15 protein-coding genes are annotated in these 19,907 nt (G+C 44.1%); 7 read left to right on the forward strand and 8 right to left on the reverse strand.

The window, feature by feature from the left end:
• Positions 1–4: 4 nt before the first annotated feature.
• Positions 5–1,225 (forward strand): ABC transporter permease, encoded by a 1,221-nt coding sequence (locus DWB79_RS05260; RefSeq protein WP_016523003.1) that lies wholly within the window; start codon positions 5–7, stop codon positions 1,223–1,225.
• 310 nt (positions 1,226–1,535) lie between these two features.
• Entirely contained in the window at positions 1,536–2,759 is a 1,224-nt protein-coding gene (locus DWB79_RS05265) for an ABC transporter permease (protein WP_016523004.1), read from the forward strand.
• A 239-nt stretch (positions 2,760–2,998) separates the two neighbouring features.
• On the opposite strand, the gene DWB79_RS05270 is transcribed toward DWB79_RS05265, so the two are convergent.
• From DWB79_RS05270 to DWB79_RS05290, 5 genes are all read right to left on the reverse strand, one after another.
• Positions 2,999–5,131: a methyl-accepting chemotaxis protein gene (locus tag DWB79_RS05270; protein WP_016523005.1), complete on the reverse strand. Its 2,133-nt coding sequence runs from the start codon at positions 5,129–5,131 to the stop codon at positions 2,999–3,001.
• A gap of 305 nt (positions 5,132–5,436) precedes the next feature.
• Complete coding sequence (locus DWB79_RS05275; RefSeq protein WP_016523006.1) at positions 5,437–6,126, reverse strand: hypothetical protein; 690 nt, start codon at positions 6,124–6,126, stop codon at positions 5,437–5,439.
• Positions 6,127–6,130: 4 nt separating this feature from the next.
• Positions 6,131–7,300, reverse strand: a complete 1,170-nt coding sequence (locus DWB79_RS05280) for a DUF8084 family protein (protein ID WP_016523007.1) — start codon at positions 7,298–7,300, stop codon at positions 6,131–6,133.
• A 32-nt stretch (positions 7,301–7,332) separates the two neighbouring features.
• Complete coding sequence (locus DWB79_RS05285; protein ID WP_206181059.1) at positions 7,333–10,914, reverse strand: tetratricopeptide repeat protein; 3,582 nt, start codon at positions 10,912–10,914, stop codon at positions 7,333–7,335.
• Positions 10,907–11,650 (reverse strand): tetratricopeptide repeat protein, encoded by a 744-nt coding sequence (locus DWB79_RS05290; RefSeq protein WP_016523010.1) that lies wholly within the window; start codon positions 11,648–11,650, stop codon positions 10,907–10,909. The genes DWB79_RS05285 and DWB79_RS05290 overlap by 8 nt, the downstream gene beginning before the upstream one ends.
• 34 nt (positions 11,651–11,684) lie before the next feature.
• Between DWB79_RS05290 and DWB79_RS05295 the strand changes: the two genes are divergently transcribed.
• The 4 genes from DWB79_RS05295 (at position 11,685) to DWB79_RS05310 (ending at position 16,414) form a co-directional block, all read left to right on the forward strand.
• Positions 11,685–13,055 carry a tetratricopeptide repeat protein gene (locus tag DWB79_RS05295; RefSeq protein WP_016523011.1) on the forward strand — a complete coding sequence of 457 codons (1,371 nt, stop codon included), beginning with the start codon at positions 11,685–11,687 and terminating at the stop codon, positions 13,053–13,055.
• A 1-nt stretch (position 13,056) separates the two neighbouring features.
• Positions 13,057–13,746, forward strand: coding sequence for a metallophosphoesterase (locus tag DWB79_RS05300; RefSeq protein WP_016523012.1), 690 nt, complete (start codon positions 13,057–13,059; stop codon positions 13,744–13,746).
• 224 nt (positions 13,747–13,970) lie between these two features.
• Positions 13,971–15,026, forward strand: a complete 1,056-nt coding sequence (locus DWB79_RS05305) for a ribonucleotide-diphosphate reductase subunit beta (RefSeq protein WP_016523013.1) — start codon at positions 13,971–13,973, stop codon at positions 15,024–15,026.
• 8 nt (positions 15,027–15,034) lie between these two features.
• Positions 15,035–16,414 carry an MATE family efflux transporter gene (locus tag DWB79_RS05310; protein ID WP_016523014.1) on the forward strand — a complete coding sequence of 460 codons (1,380 nt, stop codon included), beginning with the start codon at positions 15,035–15,037 and terminating at the stop codon, positions 16,412–16,414.
• 67 nt (positions 16,415–16,481) lie between these two features.
• Here the strand turns inward: DWB79_RS05310 and DWB79_RS05315 are convergent, their stop codons facing one another.
• Genes DWB79_RS05315 through DWB79_RS05325 form a run of 3 tightly spaced genes read right to left on the reverse strand, consistent with a single transcriptional unit; the run spans position 16,482 to position 18,887 of the window.
• Complete coding sequence (locus tag DWB79_RS05315; RefSeq protein WP_016523015.1) at positions 16,482–18,320, reverse strand: ABC transporter ATP-binding protein; 1,839 nt, start codon at positions 18,318–18,320, stop codon at positions 16,482–16,484.
• 49 nt (positions 18,321–18,369) lie between these two features.
• Complete coding sequence (locus DWB79_RS05320; protein WP_016523016.1) at positions 18,370–18,630, reverse strand: Txe/YoeB family addiction module toxin; 261 nt, start codon at positions 18,628–18,630, stop codon at positions 18,370–18,372.
• Positions 18,627–18,887 (reverse strand): type II toxin-antitoxin system RelB/DinJ family antitoxin, encoded by a 261-nt coding sequence (locus DWB79_RS05325; protein WP_016523017.1) that lies wholly within the window; start codon positions 18,885–18,887, stop codon positions 18,627–18,629. Before DWB79_RS05325 ends, DWB79_RS05320 begins: the two co-directional genes overlap by 4 nt.
• Before the next feature lie 325 nt (positions 18,888–19,212).
• Here DWB79_RS05325 and DWB79_RS05330 point away from each other — a divergent pair, with 325 nt between their 5' ends.
• Positions 19,213–19,851: a GNAT family N-acetyltransferase gene (locus tag DWB79_RS05330; RefSeq protein WP_016523018.1), complete on the forward strand. Its 639-nt coding sequence runs from the start codon at positions 19,213–19,215 to the stop codon at positions 19,849–19,851.
• Positions 19,852–19,907 lie beyond the last annotated feature (56 nt).

The raw sequence follows: 19,907 nt of genomic DNA on the forward strand, positions 1-19,907 counted from the left end.
GGCCATGTTTGAAGATATCCTTTCAGCATTGCAGAATTTCCGGCACAATAAGATGCGCACGCTCCTTTCGCTTTTAGGGATTATGATCGGTGTATGCTCGGTTGTTATTACGATGAATTTAAGCCGTTCGCTGGAGGCAAGCGTTGCGTTGGTGTTTAAGGATTTCAGCAGTTCGATAGTCGCCGTGTGGCCTTCGTCGTGGCGGAATTCTGCAATTACTTTTAACGACCGCTATGCCGATATGCTGAAAAAAAAGATACCGCAGATAAAACGCGTTTTTTGGTTTGATTCGTTTAATGCCGCGGTCATGCGTGGCCGCCTGAACGCCGGCACGAAGGAATGTTTCGGTGTAGAATACGGGTATATGGAAGCGCAGAAATGGCATCTTGAATACGGCACGGGATTTACCGCTTCGGATTTTATGAGCGGTGCGCAGAAGGTTATTATCGGGGAAGATATTGCCAAAGGCCTATTTCCGGAAGGAAGCGCCGTAGGTAAAACGCTGACGCTGTCGGTGGACAATGGAAATGCTGCGCCGCTCCTTTTTACGTGTACGGTTATCGGCGTGCTCAAAACAAAACAGACGACGGTAGGGCAGATGCAGCGGTTTGTATTGATACCGCATTCATTTATAAGGCTGCAATTCGGCCGAAAGGAAGCTGACTCGGTTGATGTTGAATTGTACGATACCATAATGGATATCGAAGCTGTTGAAGAGGCGATTAAAGCAGCCTCCGACGAATATGCAAACAGTAAAAATGCGGTACGGATATGGTCGGCGCAGTCGATGCAAAAACAGGTTCAGAGCAGTCTTGCGATGATTGCTGCCGTGCTGTCCGGTATTGCAGGGCTTTCACTGTTGATAGGCGGTGTCGGCATTATGAATATCATGCTTGTAACGGTTGCGGAGCGGCGGCAGGAAATCGGCATCCGTAAAGCAATCGGCGCTACGACGGGGGCTATTCTTTCGCAGTTCTTAACGGAATCGGCAGCCATCAGTATTGTCGGCGGCGGTATCGGTCTTGCAGCAGGTTTTTTAATCAGTCTTGTCGCCGTTACGCCGATTTTATCTCAGTTTTCAGGCGGAAGCGACGTTGTGTTATCGTTCAATATGCGGGGCGCGTTGATGGCGTTTTTGATTTCTGCAGGCGCAGGTATTTTCTTCGGGCTGTACCCCGCATGGCAGGCCGGCAAACTCGATCCCGTCAAGGCGCTGGAAGAATAAGTGTACATATAACCTACGATGTGCAAAATTTTGAATAAAATTTTGCACTATTTTTTTTGGAAAAGAGGAGTAAACGTATCAGGCCGAGTAGATAAAAATCGCGGAAAAATTGAGACTGTGAGACCATTTGAACCATCTTCAACTGTTGTACATCCGTGTACAACAGTTGAAGGCGAGTTTTGTGCGTACACAAAACATCGCTGCTGTATGGAACTACTGCCATCCTTGGCAGTTCTGGTCGAATAGTATCAATTTTTCCGCGGGGATATAAAAAAATCAGCCTGATGCGTTTACCCTGAGGATCAGAGCTATGTTAGAAGATTTTATCAATGCGTTCGGTAATTTCCGCAGTAAAAAATTGCGGACGGTACTGTCCCTATTGGGCATTGCAATCGGCGTTACCGTTGTGACGGTTATCAGCAATATCGGAAGTTCTATGCAGGTCAGTATGGCAAAATTATTCAACCTTGATGCGATGAATATGATTCAAATTGAGCCTCGCTGGGATTTTGATAAACAAAAGCATCATATCAAACTGACTGAAAAATACCGTGAAGCATTAGAAAAAAATGTACCGTACGTAAAAAACGTATTTTATTCAGGCTTTTTCAACGCAACGGTTTCGCATAATTCGTTTTATCTGAAAAATCAGCGGATAGTCGGCATCGAATACGGCGCACTTGAGGCAAACGGGTACGAATGGTCTTATGGAAAAAGTTTTAGTCTTGATGATTTTGCGAACCGACGGCACAAAATTATTCTGGTTGAAGATGAAGCAAAGGTTCTGTTCCCCGAAGGAAATGCTATTGGAAAAAGGGTTACACTTACCGTTCCGTATAATCAGGGGCGCCAGTTTATTCCATTTTCGTTTGAAGTATGCGGTGTTGTAAAGCCGCGCAATCGGTTTTCCAATATCGGTTCTTTTATGGTGCCGCGTTCATTTGTTGCGGAGGATATGGGTATCGGCAAAAACAATTCGGATATTGCTTCGGTGCAGATTTACGATCCTGCATATATTGACGAAGCAACGGCGCGGATAAAGGCATTTTCCGATTCGTTTGCCAAAACAGAAAACGCCTTATGGACGTTTTCGGAAAAAGACTTGATGAATCAGATCAATTCGCAAATCGGACTGGTTAGCGTCGTGCTTACGGTGATTGCGGTTATGTCGCTTTTGGTCGGCGGCATCAACATTATGAATATTATGCTTGTTACCGTAACGGAGCGGAAAAAGGAAATCGGCATCCGTAAGGCGCTCGGTGCAAGCGAAGTGGTAATACGCAATCAGTTTTTAGTGGAGTCCGCGACGTTGAGTTTGACGGGTGGCATATTCGGTATGCTGCTTGGCGGAGGGCTTAGCATGCTTTTGGTTCAAACCGTCTTTCAGTCCGACAATTTTGAGATGTTTTTTTCCCCGAATGTAACCGGTTCGCTCATTGCATTTGCCGTGTCGATAACCATCGGTATTTTTTTCGGTCTCCGCCCTGCGGTTAAAGCAGCGCGGCTGGATCCGGTTAAAGCATTGGCGGATTGATTGATGATTCGTGCGGATTTTTGACAAGCGCAAATCTCGTGTCTGTATGAAACCACCGCCATCCTTTGGCGGTACTGATACGTGTTATCGTGAAAATCATAACTGCCCGGCTTTTATCTTAGAACCATCCTTGGAAATAAAGCGGGTTCTTAGGGCAGAGCCCTAAGTCGTCGTTTTTCTTTAGATGGGGTTATAGGGGAAGACTTTTCTTTTTATCGAAAAAAAAGAAAAGTCTTCCCCTAATTGATTTTGAACTTATTAACTTCCTGTGCAAGATGATCAATACTGGTTTTATTTTGCTCTGTGATAGAAACAACTTCTCCTATCGCATTGGTTATTTGTTCGGCTCCGGAAGCTATTTCGGTCATATTGTCGGTCGTCTCTCGTGTAATATCTGCTAGTTTTTGCATCTCTGCAGCAATTTGTTTACCACCCTCAAGCATTTCTACAGAAGCAGCGCTGACATTTTTGGTTATCTGATTAATTGTCTCAATAGCCGATAAAACCCGTGTTCCGTTTTCTTCTTGCTCATGCATAAGATCTACAATTGTATCTTCTTTTTCCGAAATTTGACTGATAAGTTCATATACATCTATAAAGGTCTTCTCGGCTTGCATACCTGCTTTAGAAACTTGTGCGATAATTTCCGTCGATTCTTTGATAACCGCTCCTATTTGTTTTCCCTGCATATTGGACTCTTCGGCAAGTTTTCTAATTTCATCCGCTACAACCGCAAAGCCCTTGCCCGACTCCCCCGCATGGGCTGCCTCAATCGCCGCATTCATCGCCAAAAGGTTTGTTTGACTGGCAATATTCTGAATAATCTGACTTGCTTCAAGCAATGCTTCTGACCGTTCCGCAACCTGTTTGACGAAATTATTTGCCGTACTTACTCCGTCTTTACCGTTTCTCATCTGATCGTATACATCTTTAATCAATCCATCATTTTGTGAAAGTATTTTATTAACACGAAGCATATTTTCTGCAGTGTTCGTTATTAATGCCGAAGACTGTGTAATATTTTCCGACTGTGTTGTAATCCCTTCAACAAGCAGGTTTAATTTTCCTTGAATTTGTTCGCTAGTTGCAGCTGTTTCCGTTACACCGGCAGCTTGCATTAACGCTTTTTCCTTAACGATTGCAGCATTGTTGCTTATTTCTTTTACTGCAGCAGCCGTTTCTTCCATATTACTTGATAAGTCTGCCCCGATTGCCATCATTTTATCAGCTTCTTCTTTTAAAGCGGTCAGCATAGTATGGCTATGTTCCGTGGCTATATTCAAATGTGTCATAAGCCGTCCGATTTCATCATTGCGTTTTATCGTTACACGGTCGGTAAGATCTCCCGCCGCAATCTTTGCGAACATAGCCTCAAGCCGTGCAAAATAACGTCTAAGCGCACGGGAAGCAATAATTGCCAAAGTGAAATAAATAACAAACATCAGCAATCCGATGAGTACCATAATTCTGACAAGCTCATAAAACAGCGAAAGTATCTCGTTTTTTTCTACAAGGATAATAAGTTTCCATCCCAATTCGGGAAGCGGGAAGATATAGGCTTCTCTATTTTTCCCATCCAATGTAATAGCAGTGGAACCTTCCTTTTTTTGGACGATTTCCGAGAAAGCAATATCGACATCGCTTAGATTCTTAGAAATGAATGCGCTATGATTTGCAGTCGCTAAAATCATCCCGTCATCCTGTATAAGCATACAATATCCCGTCTTTCCTATTTTGACACTGCTGATAAACGAGGTTAAATCCGTTAAATTGATATCAATGCCAATACAACCGAGCAACGCACCGTTACTGTCTTTTACGGCCTTTGCTACCGCTACGACGGGCGTATTGTCTGTAGCAATATATACCGGTGTGATAACGATATCTCCGTTTGCTTCTACCGCCTGTTTATACCATGGCCTTTGACGAGGATCGTACCCTAGCTCATCTTCTCCTGTCCATGAAGATGCGATTCCACCCCATCGGGTTCCCATATAGACATCTTGAAACTCGGTGAAGCTTCCCTCTACGGCTCTAAACAGTGTTACAAGCTCCTGTTCCGTTTTTCCGTCATGCGTATATATTCTTCCTGATTTTTGTGCCTCTATCGTATAATTGTAAATAGTTTCATCAGCACCCAACACGGCAGGATGCGAAGCAAGCATGGTAACGACATTTTTACCGTTTTGTATAAAAATATCTATAGATTTTCTTATATTGCTATATTGCTGGGAAGTAAAACTATTAAATTGTGCGGTATTCCTTCTATAAAGTGCATAGCCGACAACTGCACTAATAAAGCTGATAATTGAGATGATCGTGATTGTGATTGCCCGCAATAGCCTAAAACGAATTGAAAGTGCTTTTTTCATTGTAAATCTCCTTTTATAGGGAATTTTTTTTTCGATAAAAAGAAAAATAGTTCCCTACGACCCTAAAAAAAGAAAAATGACGACCAAAGGGAGACCCCTTTGGAACCCCCTATCTTTTTTTAACTTGTTTGGTAATAGAAAAATCTCATCATTATGAAGAGACAACGCAGATGTCCGTATATTTTCAAAAGATGGAGGAAGGCGCTATATCCATTTCTATCCTTCATGTTAAGTTCGCTTCGATAACTTTTTGTATTATATACTACAGTTAACAATATCGTCAACTTAAATATTCAGAAAAGCAATTACGGCAACGGGAGCGGTGCACTGAGAAAACCGATCGATTGGTCGGCAGTTTCTCCGAAACACTGAATATACCGTGCATCCGTGGGGCTATTCTCAAGCGTTTCAAGTGAGCCGTTTTGCCGATCGGTGCCGTTTGTTTGCAGTTGATATACGGTAAGAGGTTGTAAATCAGCACTCAGCATAATCAATGAAAAATATGAACACATACCGCTATCGGTAATGTGCAGCGTCCATTGCTCATTTTCCAGCGCAAATTCAAACGGCAAAAAAGTGATTATCTGCGGCGTTTGCAGTGAAAAGGTTGTCTCCGTTTTATTTCCACCCAAATCGGAAGCTCTAAGCGTATATTGTCCTGCGGGGAAAAAACGGCGGGGATACTTGAACTTATTTGAACCTATCCATTGCGCATTCTTGGAATATCCTGCTTCCTGTAAAAAAACGGTGTTTTCTCGATGGAGAGACCATTCAAGCCCGGTAGCATCTTCACGCAACGTCAAATTTTTATAATCATTTCTGCCGTCACCGTCTTCAAGCAACATAAAAACGGCGAGCCGCTCCGTTATAGCACCCTGTTGATTATAGCTGTATATCCGTTGCTTTTTTGTAAGTACAACGGACGGCGTATTAAATGAACACGAGGTGCACACTAAAACGGCTGATAATAGACACGTAAAAGAAAGATACTTCATCGGCCTAGAACATAAAGGAAAGGTTGACAACCGTCAGATCGGCAGCGGCTTTGTTTGCACTGGATTCAAAGTGTACATTTCTACTTTCGCATTGCTCGATTAAATACGAAATATAGTACATTCCAAGACTGCATATATCCGATCCCTCCGGTAGTGCACGGTAAAAATCGATGAGCGAATTTTTATTAATATCCGCTTTCTTCATGTCGTTGATACTCGCTTTTATCGCTTCTGAAGAGTTCGCTTTTGCTTCGTTGTACAGCGAAATTTGCATCTTTCCCTGTGTTCCGATTGAAGTAGTACTTCCGCCTCCGATTTTCCATGAAACAAAGACCTTTTTTTCTTTCCGCTTCAGTTCGGCAATAAGTAATTGGCGAACTTTCGGATCGAAAAGTGCGTCTTGAGGATCTTCCATGTTTGGAAATAACTGTTTTGCCTCATTGCGCATATTTATGTTTTCTGCACTTAGGATCAGCTCCATCAGCACGAGCGAGATATATTCGGCTATTTTCGTTTTATCGATATACTCGTTAAGGCTGGTACGGATTGTCCGTATGATAAGGTCGAAGTTCGGGGCGGTTTTAAATTTTGTAATGATAAACCATATAAAAGGCCGCAGATTATTGAGGAATTTTTCGCTCAGAAAGAGTTTCATATTTTTATCTGCTGGAGAAAGATCTTCTTTACTGATAAAAGCTGACAGCGGCGCCAGAATTTCTTTTTTTGTCTTATAAATGAGATCTTCATTTTTCTTTAAAATCGCTGCTAAATATCTCTGATTAATATGCGTTTTCTCATCAATAATATTTGCAGGATTGAGTCTGTTCCATTTTTTTATTACCGGTGAAGCTAAAATTTGTTTAAATATGAACATATCGTATTGACGGTATAACAGGGAGAATACAATCAATTTTGATAAATCCATAATTTCTTGGCGAGAAGAACCTAATTCCGACTGCGAAATTTCAATCTTTGAAATATAGTTTGCGAGGATGAGGCGTTGAATGTTGTCGGGTACAAAAGAGTCCAAAGAAATTCCATACTCTTCAACATTTCCTGCCAAGGTAAATCGCAACAGCTTCTTGTTTTGATTAATAAAGAAAGTTGAACCTTCCTGTGTTAAAACCAACTTAATCGGAAGATTTAATAACCGTTTCTTTTCTCCTGATGCCATAATCGTTTTCCTCGCCTTAAAAATACTATTTTTTAGAGATTAACTAATAACTTTTTAACTTCGGCTGCATTGCGATAATTCGGCTTTTGCTTAAGTAACTGCTCAAAAACCGCCTTTGCCTCCGCCTTGTTATCTAAACTAATATACACTTTTCCGAGCTCATAGTAACTATCCCATGCTTGCGGATTTATTTTGATGATAGCCTGATAGGTGTCGCGTGCATTTTCTTTTAATCCGGCTGATAGGTAGACAGCTGCGAGATTTTGACGGGCATCAATATCTTTCGGCATCATTTTTATTGCATTAGCATAATAATCGATAGCTTTTCCGTACTGATTTTTTAGTCCGTAGAGCTTTCCTAAATTCATATTTACTTCAAAGTTTGAAGGCTCCGCCCGATATGCAGCCAACAGGTGCTGTTCCGCGTTGTCGAGGCGCCCTGCTTCAAGCTGAATCCGTCCAAGGTTGATACGGGGCTTACTATAGTTCCCGTCAGCTGTAACGGCACGGGTGTAGTAATCCTCAGCTTCGCGCAGCCGATTGTTTTTTTCGAGCGCTAATCCGTAGGTATATAAGAAGCGAGCGTCTTTATCGTTGACAGCTAAGGCTTTTTGGGCGTTCTGTAACGCTTCTGCCGCCTTGCCGAGTTCAAGTTGTACTGAAGCAAGGTTATAATACGTTACCGGATCGGTATCGCCAAGCGCTAACGCTTCCTTAAAATAGCGCTCTGCTTGTTTGGCATCTTTTTGTTTTGAATATACTTGCGCCATCTCTTTTAAGGCAGAAGTATTTGACGGTTCCAACGCTAGTGCTTTCCGGTAGTTGTTAATTGCCTCGCCGTAATTGCGCTTTTTATCCTGCATACGGGCTATTTCAATCCATGCACGGACATAATCCGGCTTTAACGCTGCGGCTTTTGAAAAAGCCGTAAGGGCGGCATCATTTGCGTTCATAATCTTGTGCGTCATACCGAGGTTGAAAAAAGCCGCTTCAAATTGCGGATTGGATTTTACAGCTTGTTCAAAAGCGGTGCGCGCTTGCGGGTATTTTTTCTGTGCAAAATACTTTCTACCTAACTCATAATTGTATTGAGCATTTTGCGGATCGAATCGGCGGGCTGCCTCCAATTCCTGTATTGCAAGCGCAGTATTGTTTTGGGCATCTGCAATTTGAGCATATACATAGTGAGCCTTGGCCTCATCGTTTTTAGAAGCTATTGATTTTTTAATATAGTCGGCGGCCTCTTTTAACGCTTGATCTTTATGGGCGGGGTCGGTCTTTGAAAGCGACTGCATGGCTTCCGCCATTTCCCTGTATTGTTCAGCCGCAAATGTGGGATCTCCTGACGGCATTTGCGCTACCGCTTTCTTGAAAGCACTTTGCGCTGCGGCAAAATTGCCGGTTGCAGCGGCTTTTTTCCCTTGTTGTACCAGTGCGTCTACTTCATGCTTTTTAGCCACTAATTCAGCTTGCGCTTTTTTTGCTGCCGCAGCTTCGGCAGCTGCACGGGCTTGTGCTGCCGCCTGTGTGTTTGCATTGTTTACCGTATTAGTCTGGTTCGCCTTATTTGCGGCGGTATTTTTTTGCGGTGCAGCGGGCTGTGTTTGCCGTGAAGCTGCCGTGTTTGTTTGCTGTGCGGTCTGCGGTTTTGAAGAGGGACTTGCTTGCGCTTGTAATGCCGATTGCGCATTGGTAATTTTTGCAGCTAAGGCTTGCGATTCAGAGGTGTTCTTTGCTGCAAGTCCCTTTTTGATATACTCATTAGCTTTTTTTAATGCACTTGCTTTCGTCTGCTTGTCCGTTGAATTTTCCGCCAAGTTGAACATTGCGTCAGCCATTTTGCGATAGGACTCTTCCGCAAAATCATTATCTTTAGGCATGAAGCGGCTTGCTCTGTCCAAAGCAAGCATTGCGTTACTCAACTGCTTGCGTTGTGCTGCGGCTGTTCCTTGCGCTATAAGGTTTTCTACCTGTTTGTGTGCGGCTGTTTTAGGCTGTTCTTGCTGTTTGCGTTGAGCCTCGGCTTTTGCCTGCGCAAGCCGCTCCTGTTCTTTGCGTTGTTCTTCGGCTTTTTTCTGGGCTGCGGCTTGGGCAGCCTGCTCCTGCTGCTTACGTTGAGCCTCGGCTTTTGCCTGCGCAAGCCGCTCCTGTTCTTTGCGTTGTTCTTCGGCTTTTTTCTGGGCTGCGGCTTGGACTGCCTGCTCCTGCTGCTTACGTTGAGCCTCTGCCTTTGCCTGAGCAAGCCGTTCCTGCTCTTTGCGTTGTTCTTCAGCTTTTTTCTGAGCGGCGGCTTGGGCTGCCTGTTCTCGCTGTTTGCGTTGAGCCTCGGCTTTTGCCTGCGCAAGCCGCTCCTGTTCTTTGCGTTGTTCTTCGGCTTTTTTCTGGGCTGCGGCTTGGGCAGCCTGCTCTTGCTGCTTACGTTGAGCCTCGGCTTTTGCCTGAGCAAGCCGTTCCTGTTCTTTGCGTGCATCAAGTATTTTAGCGTATAGATTGCGGGCGCCGGAGCTGTTCTGTGCGGCGAGCGCTGCTTTAATGTAGTTTTCAGCTTTATTCAGCGACGTCTGCACATCGTTCGGATTTGATAAGCGCTGTGCAAGGTTGAGCATCGCATCAGCCATTTCCATGTATGAATCGCTTGCAAACTGCTTATTGTCCGGCATTGAGGCAGCCGCTCTATCGAAGGCGGATATCGCACCCCCAACCTGCCGCTTATTCACCGCATTTTTCCCTTGTCCGATCAGTTCTACAACCTGTCTCCGCTGCTGTTCCGCTTGATCTTCTTTGCGTGCGCGTTCTGCCGCTTGCTGTTGGGCTAACAACGCCTGTTGACGCTTTGCTTCGGCCGCTTTTTGGTATTCAGCTATAATATTACTATAGAGTTCACGTGCATCCGTATTATTGCGAGCCGCAAGAGACTTCTTTATATACCGTTCAGCTTCATCCCGAGCTTTTTGTGCAGTTTGCGTATCGGGCGCTGTTTTCGATAATAGAAAGAGCGATGAGGCCATATCATGATACGATGCGGCTTCAAAATCTTTATCATCAGGCATAGCTTCATCAGCATGTTCAAAAGCAGTAAGCGCATTGGTCAGCTGATTTTTCTGGGCGGCACTTTTCCCTTGCACAATATAGTCGCGTACTTTATTGCGTTCTTCCTCAAGTTTTTGATTTCCGGTTACCCGTGCCGTTTCCTGCTCCTGTGTTCCGCTGTTAACTGCAAGCGCATCATAGCCGAATACTCCCGGATAGGAATCCCCTGTTCCATCTACTTGACTATTCAATAAACTTTGCTGATTTTGTATATTACTTCCGTCTTGAGCGCCATACTTTTGGGCAAGACTTTCATTTGCAGCTTGTGCAGCCAAAAGCCGTTCCTGTTGCTCTTGCGTAAGTTCATTGTTATCATTTTCGGATGCGAAGAAACCGTTATTTCCTAAAATATCGGAAGATTGCCCTGCTGCGGTTCCTATAGCGTCGCCGTTCAGTTCGTTTTTTGAAATCGGTACATTATTTGTTCCTTTTCCACCGAAAATAAGAGAGTACCCGCCCCAAATTAAAAGACATAGTATAATACCTGCTGCCGTTCCGATTAAATATTTGTGTAAATCATTCAAGGTTATAGTCCTCCGAATAGTCAAGTGTTTCATCCGAACCGACGGAAAGGGAAGAAGCATTATCTACCGATTGTAAATGAGCATTTATTTCATCTTGTAGCTTTTTATACCGATCTTCTGCAGCCTTCCGCTCCGCTTCTTCCGCTAGCTTTCGCGCTTCTTCTTGCATTCGAATCATTTCTGCTTCACGCTGTTCTGATTCTAAAAGAGATACCATACGCTGAATCGCCTGTCTTTGGGAAGTAGCGGGGTCGAGATTTAAATAAAATTTATAATCTTCCAATGCTTGCGGATATTGTTCCAATTTAATATAGGTATTCGCTCTATTCAATACTGCCGGCGGATAGGCGCGGCGTGCTGCCAATGCCGCAGTATAAGCCTCTTCTGCCTCTGTAAACCGGCTTTGTAAAAAATAGATATTTCCCAGATTATATGAGTAGAGATATGAACCTGCGGGATCTTTACTTTTGCCTGCCAATAGTTGCTGTTCCGCCTCCGTATATTTACCGAGGCTGATGTAGCATACCCCCAAATACAAGTTGATTTTAGAGTCGCTCTTCCCTTCTGTCATTGCCTTATAGAAAAGCGGTACGGCCTTATCCGGCTGATTATTCAGTAGAAATTTTTTTCCTTGCGTTAAAGCATCTTCTGTAAAGCCTGATGTGACGGCTGTTAACAGATACATAATAATCGGAATTACTTGTCGAGCCGATACTATACGGCAAATACGCTTCATTGACATTACCTCTCAAAAATTATACCATAAAAATATGTCTTTGTACCTTATTAGTTTTATTAGTGTCCTTGCTTTTTTCATTCTATTATTAGCTTTTTTACTGATACGTTCGATTATTTCACCGAAAAAAACAGCTATAATAGAAAAATATATCAATGCCGGCAAATATACAACAGCAATTAAACGGGCAAAAGCTATTATAGCAAAAAAACCGCGTGATACAAAAGCCCATTATCTTCTTGGAAAAGCTTATCTGGCTGACGGTCGTGCCGAGCTTGCTTTAATGGAATTTAAAACCATCAGTAAGGCGACCTTTGAATCGACAGCCCAAGAAAAAGAATTCCGAAATTTACTTGCGCAGCTGTATGAACGCTTTCAACAACATACCGAAGCCCTTGCCGAATATGCGCTGCTGATAAAGCTCGATCCCCAAAATGCGGAATATTATTATGCAATCGGACAGCTTTTTGAACAACTCAATAAAACAGAACAAGCTATTTTTCATTACCGACAAGTGATTAGTCTCAATCCTAAACATGCGGCAGCGCATGCAGCACTTGGTTTGCTCCTGTTCCGCAATAAGCTGATGAGCGAGGCAAAACAGGAAATTGCTACCGCACTGAAGCTTGAACCGGATAATACGACTGCGCTGTACTATCAAGGGCGGTTGCTCCGTGAAACAAAAGAATATGCACAAGCGCTGGCTTCATTTGAAAAGGCAGCCCGCAATGCGGATCTTCGGCAAAAGTGCTTTACCGAACGCGGTTTGTGCTATCTTGATGCAAGTAGTCTTGAAAAAGCTGCTTTTGAGTTTGACCGCGCACTTAAACTCATAACTGCAAAAAATGCGAATCCCGATACATTGCGGCTCCGCTATGCGGCTGCGGCATGCTACGAAAAAATGAGAGATCTTGATCGTGCCATCGAACAATGGGAGATAATCCACACCGTAACACCGAACTATAAAGATGTTGCGGATAAACTGAATCAGTATCGAGATCTCCGATCGAACGATTATATGAAAGAATATCTTACCGTCGGCGCGGAAGCGTTCCTCAAACTCTGTAAAGCGGTTACGGAGCAAGCTTTTGCGCTTTCGGTTCAGTCACAAAAAGAGATTAAACAGGGATGCGCTATTATTGCATTAGAAGATAATTCCGAAAAATGGATGAATGTACGGAAACAGCCCAAACTCTTTATTTATTCGCGGGATAGCGACATCATCGGTGATTCTTTTTTACGTTCGCTACATGAACAGATGAAGGCTCAAGGGTTGGTGCGGGGTGTCGTTATTACCTCAAGCGGTTTTTCGCGAGCTGCATTGAGTTTTGCAGAAAATCGGCCGTTTGAATTAATCGATAAAGACAAACTGGAGTCCATCCTAAAAACAATAAAAGGCATATAGCATGAAGATCCTCTGCGTTTCTGATCAAATCGATCCGCTCATTTACAGTGTTAATATTAAAGAGCGGTATAAAGATGTCGATCTTGTGATTTCGGCAGGGGATTTACCGATGGAGTATTTAGAATTTATCGTTTCATCATTGAATAAACCGCTTTTTTTTGCGTTTGGGAATCATAATCTCAGTGCATTGCCGTACTATCATAAAAATCTTGGAGCGGACGCCTCTTTGCAATCCATTGCAGAAAATCGGACTGAAGGATACGGTTCAACCTATCTCGGTTTTACTACACATCGAGAGGGCGGCGTACTTTTGGCAGGAGTTTCAGGAAGTATCCGGTATAATAGCGATATCGGGCAGTATACCGAACATCAAATGACGATGCAGTTGCTTGCACTGGTGCCGCGCCTCATTTATAACAAGCTGCGTTATGGGCGGTATTTAGATATTTTTGTCGCTCATGCGGCTCCCTTCGGCATTCATGACCGTCCCGATCCGTGCCATGTGGGCTTTAAATGCTTTTTATGGTTCATAAAGAAGTTTAAACCGCGTTATTTTTTACACGGGCATATCCATCTTTACGACCTACAGGCGCCGCGGGTAACCGTTTACGAAAGCACAACGGTTATCAACGTATTCAGCAACTACCTTCTGGAATTTGATACCGACCAATCTGCCGCACAATCTAATTAATAATAATTTAACAGCGTTCCCCCCTTTTTTATAGAGCAACAATTCGATATATTTTAAAAAAATACAAGGTGGGCTGATAAAAAACACGGCTAAAATAGCACCGATGTTTTTTATCTCAAATTTGTGTTGCAAATTTGATTATTTAACGTATGCGCAGAAGCGCATGACTAAAAACTTTTTCGGATGTGGAAACATCCTGCAAAATTTTTTATAGGAGTATTCTAATGATAGATAACAAAACCGTACTTTCCCGTAAAAAGCTTTTTAACGAAACAGGGGATATCGAAGTCCATTTACGGAAAATGATAGGCGGCAATACCACAAACCTCAACGACTTTAACAATATGAAGTATACGTGGGCAAGCGAATGGTACCGGCAGGCCATGAACAACTTCTGGATACCGGAAGAAATCAATATGAACACCGATGTGCAGGATTACCGCAAACTCAGCCCCGCGGAAAAAACTGCCTACGATAAAATCCTGTCCTTTCTTATTTTTTTGGATAGCATCCAGACGGCAAACCTGCCGAGCGTCGGACAGTATATTACCGCGAATGAAGTAAACCTCTGCCTTACTATTCAGGCATTTCAGGAAGCGGTACATTCGCAGAGCTACAGCTATATGCTCGATACCATCTGTTCTCCCGATGAGCGGACCGCCATCCTTTATCAGTGGAAGGATGATGCGCATCTACTCAAGCGGAACAAGTTTATCGGCGATTTATACAATGAGTTTCAGGATGATAAAAGTGCGCTTGCCTTGCTCAAGGTTGCCGTCGCCAATTACATTCTGGAAGGGGTGTATTTTTATTCAGGCTTTATGTTTTTTTATAACCTCGGTCGGAACAACAAGATGCCCGGCTCCGTGCAGGAAATCCGCTACATCAACCGCGACGAAAACACACACCTGTGGCTGTTCCGCTCGATTATCCATGAGCTGCAAAAAGAAGAACCGCAGCTATTCACGCCGGAAAACAACGAGCTGTTCCGCAGTATGATCCGCGAAGGTTGCGAGCAGGAAATTGCGTGGGGGCATTACGTTATCGGTGACGACATTCCCGGCCTGACCCGCGGTATGGTTACCGACTACATTCAGTACCTCGGCAACCTCCGCTGTGAAAACCTCGGCTTTGAACCCTTGTACGAAGGGCACCGTGAAGAACCCGCCTCAATGAGCTGGGTAAGTCAGTACAGCAATGCAAACCTTATCAAAACGGATTTCTTTGAAGCAAAGTCTACGGCTTACGCAAAATTTTCCGCGTTAAAGGATGACCTATAGGGCAGAAAATGCAGTTAAAAAGATTCTCGATCGGTCCGCTCCATTTTTACCGGCAGGCGCTCGGATTTGCAGTGCCGGTAATGATTCAAACCTTTGTGCAGAGCCTCGTTTCGCTGATTGATAACTTTATGGTCGGTGGGCTGGGCGACATCAAAATGAGCGCGGTCAATATCACCAATCAATTTACCTTTCTCTTTTTGGTAACAGTTGGAACGTTTTCCGAAACCGGCGGTATGTTTATGTCGCAGTTTAACGGTGCAAAAGACACAAGCGGGATGCGACAGGTCTACCGCTTCAAGCAGATTATGATGCTCGCCTGCGCCGTGCTTTTTACTCTTTTCTCGTTCTTTTTTTCGAGGTATATACTCGGTTTTTTGGTACACGGAAATCAGCAGGCGCCTGAAATCGTAGCTGAGGGACAGCGATACCTGCATATCATTCTTCTTACCTTTATTCCGATAGCTTTCTCAACGGCGATTGCCTCTTCTTTGCGCGACATCGGCAAGGTAAAGATCATTATGTACAGCGCGATTATCTCTACTTTAATCAACACATGCGGAAACTACATTTTGATTTACGGAAATTTTGGGGCGCCGCGTCTGGAGGTAAAGGGCGCTGCATACGCGACGTTGATAGCCCGCTGTGCCGAAGTTGTTCTACTGCTTATCTATGTGCATATCAAAAAGCCTGCGTTTTATGTGCGAATTACCGCGCTGTGGAAAATACGCTGGGAACTATTTATGCAGATGTTTAAAAAACTTGGGCTGGTGTTTGCCTCCGATATTTCGTGGGTGGGTACCGAAACGATTGTTGCCGCGCTGTATAATAGCCGCGGCGGGGCGGAGGTGGTTGCGGGCATGGCTGCCGGTTGGACGATTGCAAATATTTTCTTTTTAATCTTTCCGGTGATTTTTACCTGCGTACGTATTATTGTCGGCAGCTCGCTCGGCCAGAACAAATTGGACGAAGCCCGCAAGCAGGCGCGGTGGTTTCTTTCCGGCTTTTTTATCTTCGGTATTTTTGTCGGCATCTGCGAAGCTCTTACCGTTTTTATCATTCCCATTGTGTTTATCCGGCTTTCGCCTGCTTCGCATATCATCACGAGGAACCTCGTATGGGTTATCGCGCTTTATATGCCGTTGTGGTCATATCTTAACACGCAGCTCGCAATTTCCCGCGCCGGTGGCGATGCGCAGCTCGGCGCATGGGTGGATATCAGCGTCAACTCAATCGTATTCCTACCGATGATGATTATCTTTACTTACTTTACCGCGCTTTCGCCTGTTGCGATGTTCGGCCTTGCAAAGCTGAGTGATTTTTTTAAGTTGCTCATCGCCGGTCATCAATTAAAAAAAGAGCGGTGGGTAAAGAATTTAACCGTAGCGTAAGGGTTTATAAAAAAGCAATACAACACTGTGCAGAGTACAAGGGGATTATGCCTTGCACACAGAACAATCACGCTCTGTCTCTGTCGTTCTGCAGCAACCCTTCTTTTTCCTGTAGAAACTGCATTGAATAGAGCTGATAGTAGTGTCCTTTTTTCTGCAGCAGTTCTTCGTGCGTGCCTGCTTCTATCATTCTGCCTTTTTCGATAACGATGATTTTATCGGCATTGCGGATAGTGGAAAGGCGGTGCGCGACTACAAATGAGGTTCTGTTTTTTAGCACGGCGGCAATCGCTTTTTGAATTTTTTGTTCCGTTTCCGTATCAATGGAAGAAGTGGCCTCGTCCAACACAAACAGGCGCGGATTCCGCACAAGGGCGCGTGCAAACGAGATGAGCTGCTTTTGCCCCGTTGAAAGCAGCCCTCCGCCTTCGCCTACCTGCGTTTGGTAGCCGTCCGGCATCGCGGAAATAAATTCGTGAGCGTCCACGAGCTTTGCCGCCGCGATAATTTCTTCTTCCGTTGCATCAAGCTTGCCGTAGCGGATGTTCTCTTCGATTGTGCCCGAAAACAAATGAGGTGATTGCAGTACATAGCCGAGGTTTTCGTGTATCCATGTTTCCGGCATTTCAGTGTAGTCGATTCCATCAATTAAAATACTTCCCTGCTTCGGTTCATAAAACCGGCAAAATAAATTCACGATGGTAGACTTTCCCGCTCCGGTAGACCCGACGAGCGCAAGCGTTTCACCGGCCTGCACCGTCAAATTAAAATCGGTTAAAACAGGTTCGCTTTCTTTATACCAAAATGATACGTGCTCAAACTGTACGGTTCCTTTTATGGCAGGGCGCTGCACTTCCGTCGGGTTGAGTGCGGTGCCGTATTTTTTGATAACCGCTTCCGTATCCTGAATATCAGGCTTTTCTTCCAGCAGCGCAAAAATACGCTCGGCCGCTGCTTGTGCCGATATCAGTTCCGCAAATAGCGCGGATGCTCCTGCAAGCGGGGCGTTGAACTGAGTAACATACGAGAGAAACGCAACAAGCAGTCCCAAACTAATCGTCTGCGAGATAACGGCACTTCCGCCGTAAAAGACAACCAGCCCCGTACCTAACGATCCGATAATCTGTACCGCAGGCATTAAAATAGAAGAAAGCAAAATCCCGCGTATCGAAGCAGCCTTCATATTCTCCGTTTTGGCGAAAAACTCTTTTGCGTTCAACTCCTCACGCACGAGCGTTTTGGTCGTCTTTGCACCTTGAATATCTTCGTTATATGCCGCCGTCAGCTGCGCATTTACCGCCCGTACTCTCCGTTGCGCTTTTAATATCTTTGTGCGTAGATAAATGCTCAATGCAATAATCAGCGGAAAGGTCGTTAATACAATAAGGGCGAGTTTAATATTGTCGTGGAACATCGTAAAGATGAGCGCGAACAGCATAAAAAAGCCCCACAGTAAATCGGATACACCCCACGCCACCAGCTCCGATAATTTATTGATATCCGAGGTGATACGTGACATAAGAGAGCCGACCGAATTGGCATCGTAAAATGAGAGAGAAAGACTTTGTAAATGATTAAAGCAGCGGATTCGTAAGCGATTGCACATCTTTACTTCGACCGTGCCGATTGTCATAATATAGAAAAACGTAACGAGAACTGCGAACAATATGAAGACACCGGTCAGCACGACGACCGGAATAAAATTCTGTAAATTCCGCTCTTTTACAAAAACATCGATGACATAGTTGGTGATTTTAGGTTGTGCAATTGCGCAGATTCCTTCAAGCCCTGAAAAAATGAAACCTGAAATAAAGAGCAATTTAAAGAACGCAAATTCTTTTACAATCCGCTTCCAAACTCCGCCGTTAAACTTCTGGTTGTAATCGTTTTCCTGATCTTGTTCCATAATAGTACCTTGTCGTTACAATGCTATTGGGGCTTTTCAAAAAATTCAATTAATTTTCGTAATGTCCACGGCAGGAAAGGATTTCTAAAGTATTTTTACTCACTCGGTACACAAGCCTGTTCACGTCATCAATACGGCGACTCCAAAACCCGCTCAATTCGCCCTTTAGAGGCTCCGGTTTACCTATACCGTCAAAGCTTCCCCGTTCAATATCTTTAAGCAGCATATTGATACGCTTTATTGTTTTTTTATCTTGTAGTTGCCAATATTCATAATCTTCCCAAGCTTCATCAAACCATATTTTTTTCATTCATATGCCTCGATAAGCTCATGCTCTACGCCTTTCCCGGCATTCAGAGCCTCAATGCCGCGGCGTAAGTGAGCCATGTTGCTTTCACTGTAAAACGGATCCGTTGATATTTCAAACGGTATTTTTTGCTTTCGAACCGCCGTTTTTGCAAATACGCAAAATGCTGTTGTCATTGTCATTCCAATATCGGAACAAAAAGCTTCAAACTGCTTTTTTAAGTCCTCATCTATACGGATATTTATGTTTGTCTGTGCCATAGTAGTAACTCCTTTTATCTTTATTCGTGCGGAGGGTTTAATACCCCGACGCTTGCGTCGTAACAAAGGGTATTAAAGCCGACTGCAACCACCTTATGAGAACAACATACCCCGACGCTTGCGTCGGGGTATGTTGATTGTAGATAGATTTATTGATAGTGTCAATATTTTTTCAACTTTAGAGATATCATACCGGAAGTTTTGTTGACTTTGTACTACCGGTTATTCGTTGTTGATTTATGCAATATTACATCATCATATTGACATTTCTACACTGCCTATTAATACTACTCGGACAAGCATTTCTCTGCATAAGGAACTCGCAATGAATAAAAATGACTATATCATCCATTTGGAAAGAAAAGAAGAATACCGTGATGTTGAAAACCTTGTTCGGGAAAGTTTTTGGAATGTGTACCGCCCGGGGTGTCAGGAACATTATATTCTCAAGCAGCTGCGGGATGATCCGGCATTTGTGCACGAGCTTGATTTTGTGATGGAAAAAGACGGGAAGTTGATCGGGCAGAATATCTTTGTCAGGACTCTGATTAAAACTGATGATGGACGCGCGCTTCCGATTATGACGATGGGGCCGATTTGTATTGCGCCGGAACTAAAGCGGCAGGGCTACGGAAAAATACTGCTGGATTATTCCCTTGATAAAGCAACGGCGCTCGGTTACGGTGCGGTATGCTTTGAAGGCAATATCAATTTTTACGGCAAGAGCGGATTTACCTACGCGAGTGCATACGGCATCAGGTATCACGGATTGCCGGAGGGAGCAGATGCTTCGTTCTTTCTCTGTAAAGAATTAATTCCCGGCTATCTGACCGGTATTACCGGAGAATATGCTACGCCGAAGGGCTATGCTGCCTGCGATGAACATCCGAATGACTTCGCTGTGTATGAGGCAGGCTTTCCGTACAAAGAGAAGTTAAAGCTGCCCGGGCAGATTTTTGACTGAAATAAGCGGGAGCGGTTGAGTGGGACGCATGGAGGGAGGGTGGGTGAGTGGTATCG

This window comes from Treponema medium, from assembly GCF_017161265.1.
Lineage (GTDB): Bacteria > Spirochaetota > Spirochaetia > Treponematales > Treponemataceae > Treponema > Treponema medium.

Bases quoted from the DNA above. Each gene is read 5' to 3' on its own strand.
- DWB79_RS05270 (WP_016523005.1), bottom strand. From the start codon at position 5,131: ATGAAAAAAGCACTTTCAATTCGTTTTAGGCTATTGCGGGCAATCACA.
- DWB79_RS05275 (WP_016523006.1), bottom strand. From the start codon at position 6,126: ATGAAGTATCTTTCTTTTACGTGTCTATTATCAGCCGTTTTAGTGTGC.
- DWB79_RS05300 (WP_016523012.1), top strand. From the start codon at position 13,057: ATGAAGATCCTCTGCGTTTCTGATCAAATCGATCCGCTCATTTACAGT.
- DWB79_RS05290 (WP_016523010.1), bottom strand. From the start codon at position 11,650: ATGAAGCGTATTTGCCGTATAGTATCGGCTCGACAAGTAATTCCGATT.
- DWB79_RS05310 (WP_016523014.1), top strand. From the start codon at position 15,035: ATGCAGTTAAAAAGATTCTCGATCGGTCCGCTCCATTTTTACCGGCAG.
- DWB79_RS05320 (WP_016523016.1), bottom strand. From the start codon at position 18,630: ATGAAAAAAATATGGTTTGATGAAGCTTGGGAAGATTATGAATATTGG.
- DWB79_RS05325 (WP_016523017.1), bottom strand. From the start codon at position 18,887: ATGGCACAGACAAACATAAATATCCGTATAGATGAGGACTTAAAAAAG.
- DWB79_RS05265 (WP_016523004.1), top strand. From the start codon at position 1,536: ATGTTAGAAGATTTTATCAATGCGTTCGGTAATTTCCGCAGTAAAAAA.
- DWB79_RS05315 (WP_016523015.1), bottom strand. From the start codon at position 18,320: ATGGAACAAGATCAGGAAAACGATTACAACCAGAAGTTTAACGGCGGA.
- DWB79_RS05280 (WP_016523007.1), bottom strand. From the start codon at position 7,300: ATGGCATCAGGAGAAAAGAAACGGTTATTAAATCTTCCGATTAAGTTG.
- DWB79_RS05295 (WP_016523011.1), top strand. From the start codon at position 11,685: ATGTCTTTGTACCTTATTAGTTTTATTAGTGTCCTTGCTTTTTTCATT.
- DWB79_RS05305 (WP_016523013.1), top strand. From the start codon at position 13,971: ATGATAGATAACAAAACCGTACTTTCCCGTAAAAAGCTTTTTAACGAA.
- DWB79_RS05260 (WP_016523003.1), top strand. From the start codon at position 5: ATGTTTGAAGATATCCTTTCAGCATTGCAGAATTTCCGGCACAATAAG.
- DWB79_RS05330 (WP_016523018.1), top strand. From the start codon at position 19,213: ATGAATAAAAATGACTATATCATCCATTTGGAAAGAAAAGAAGAATAC.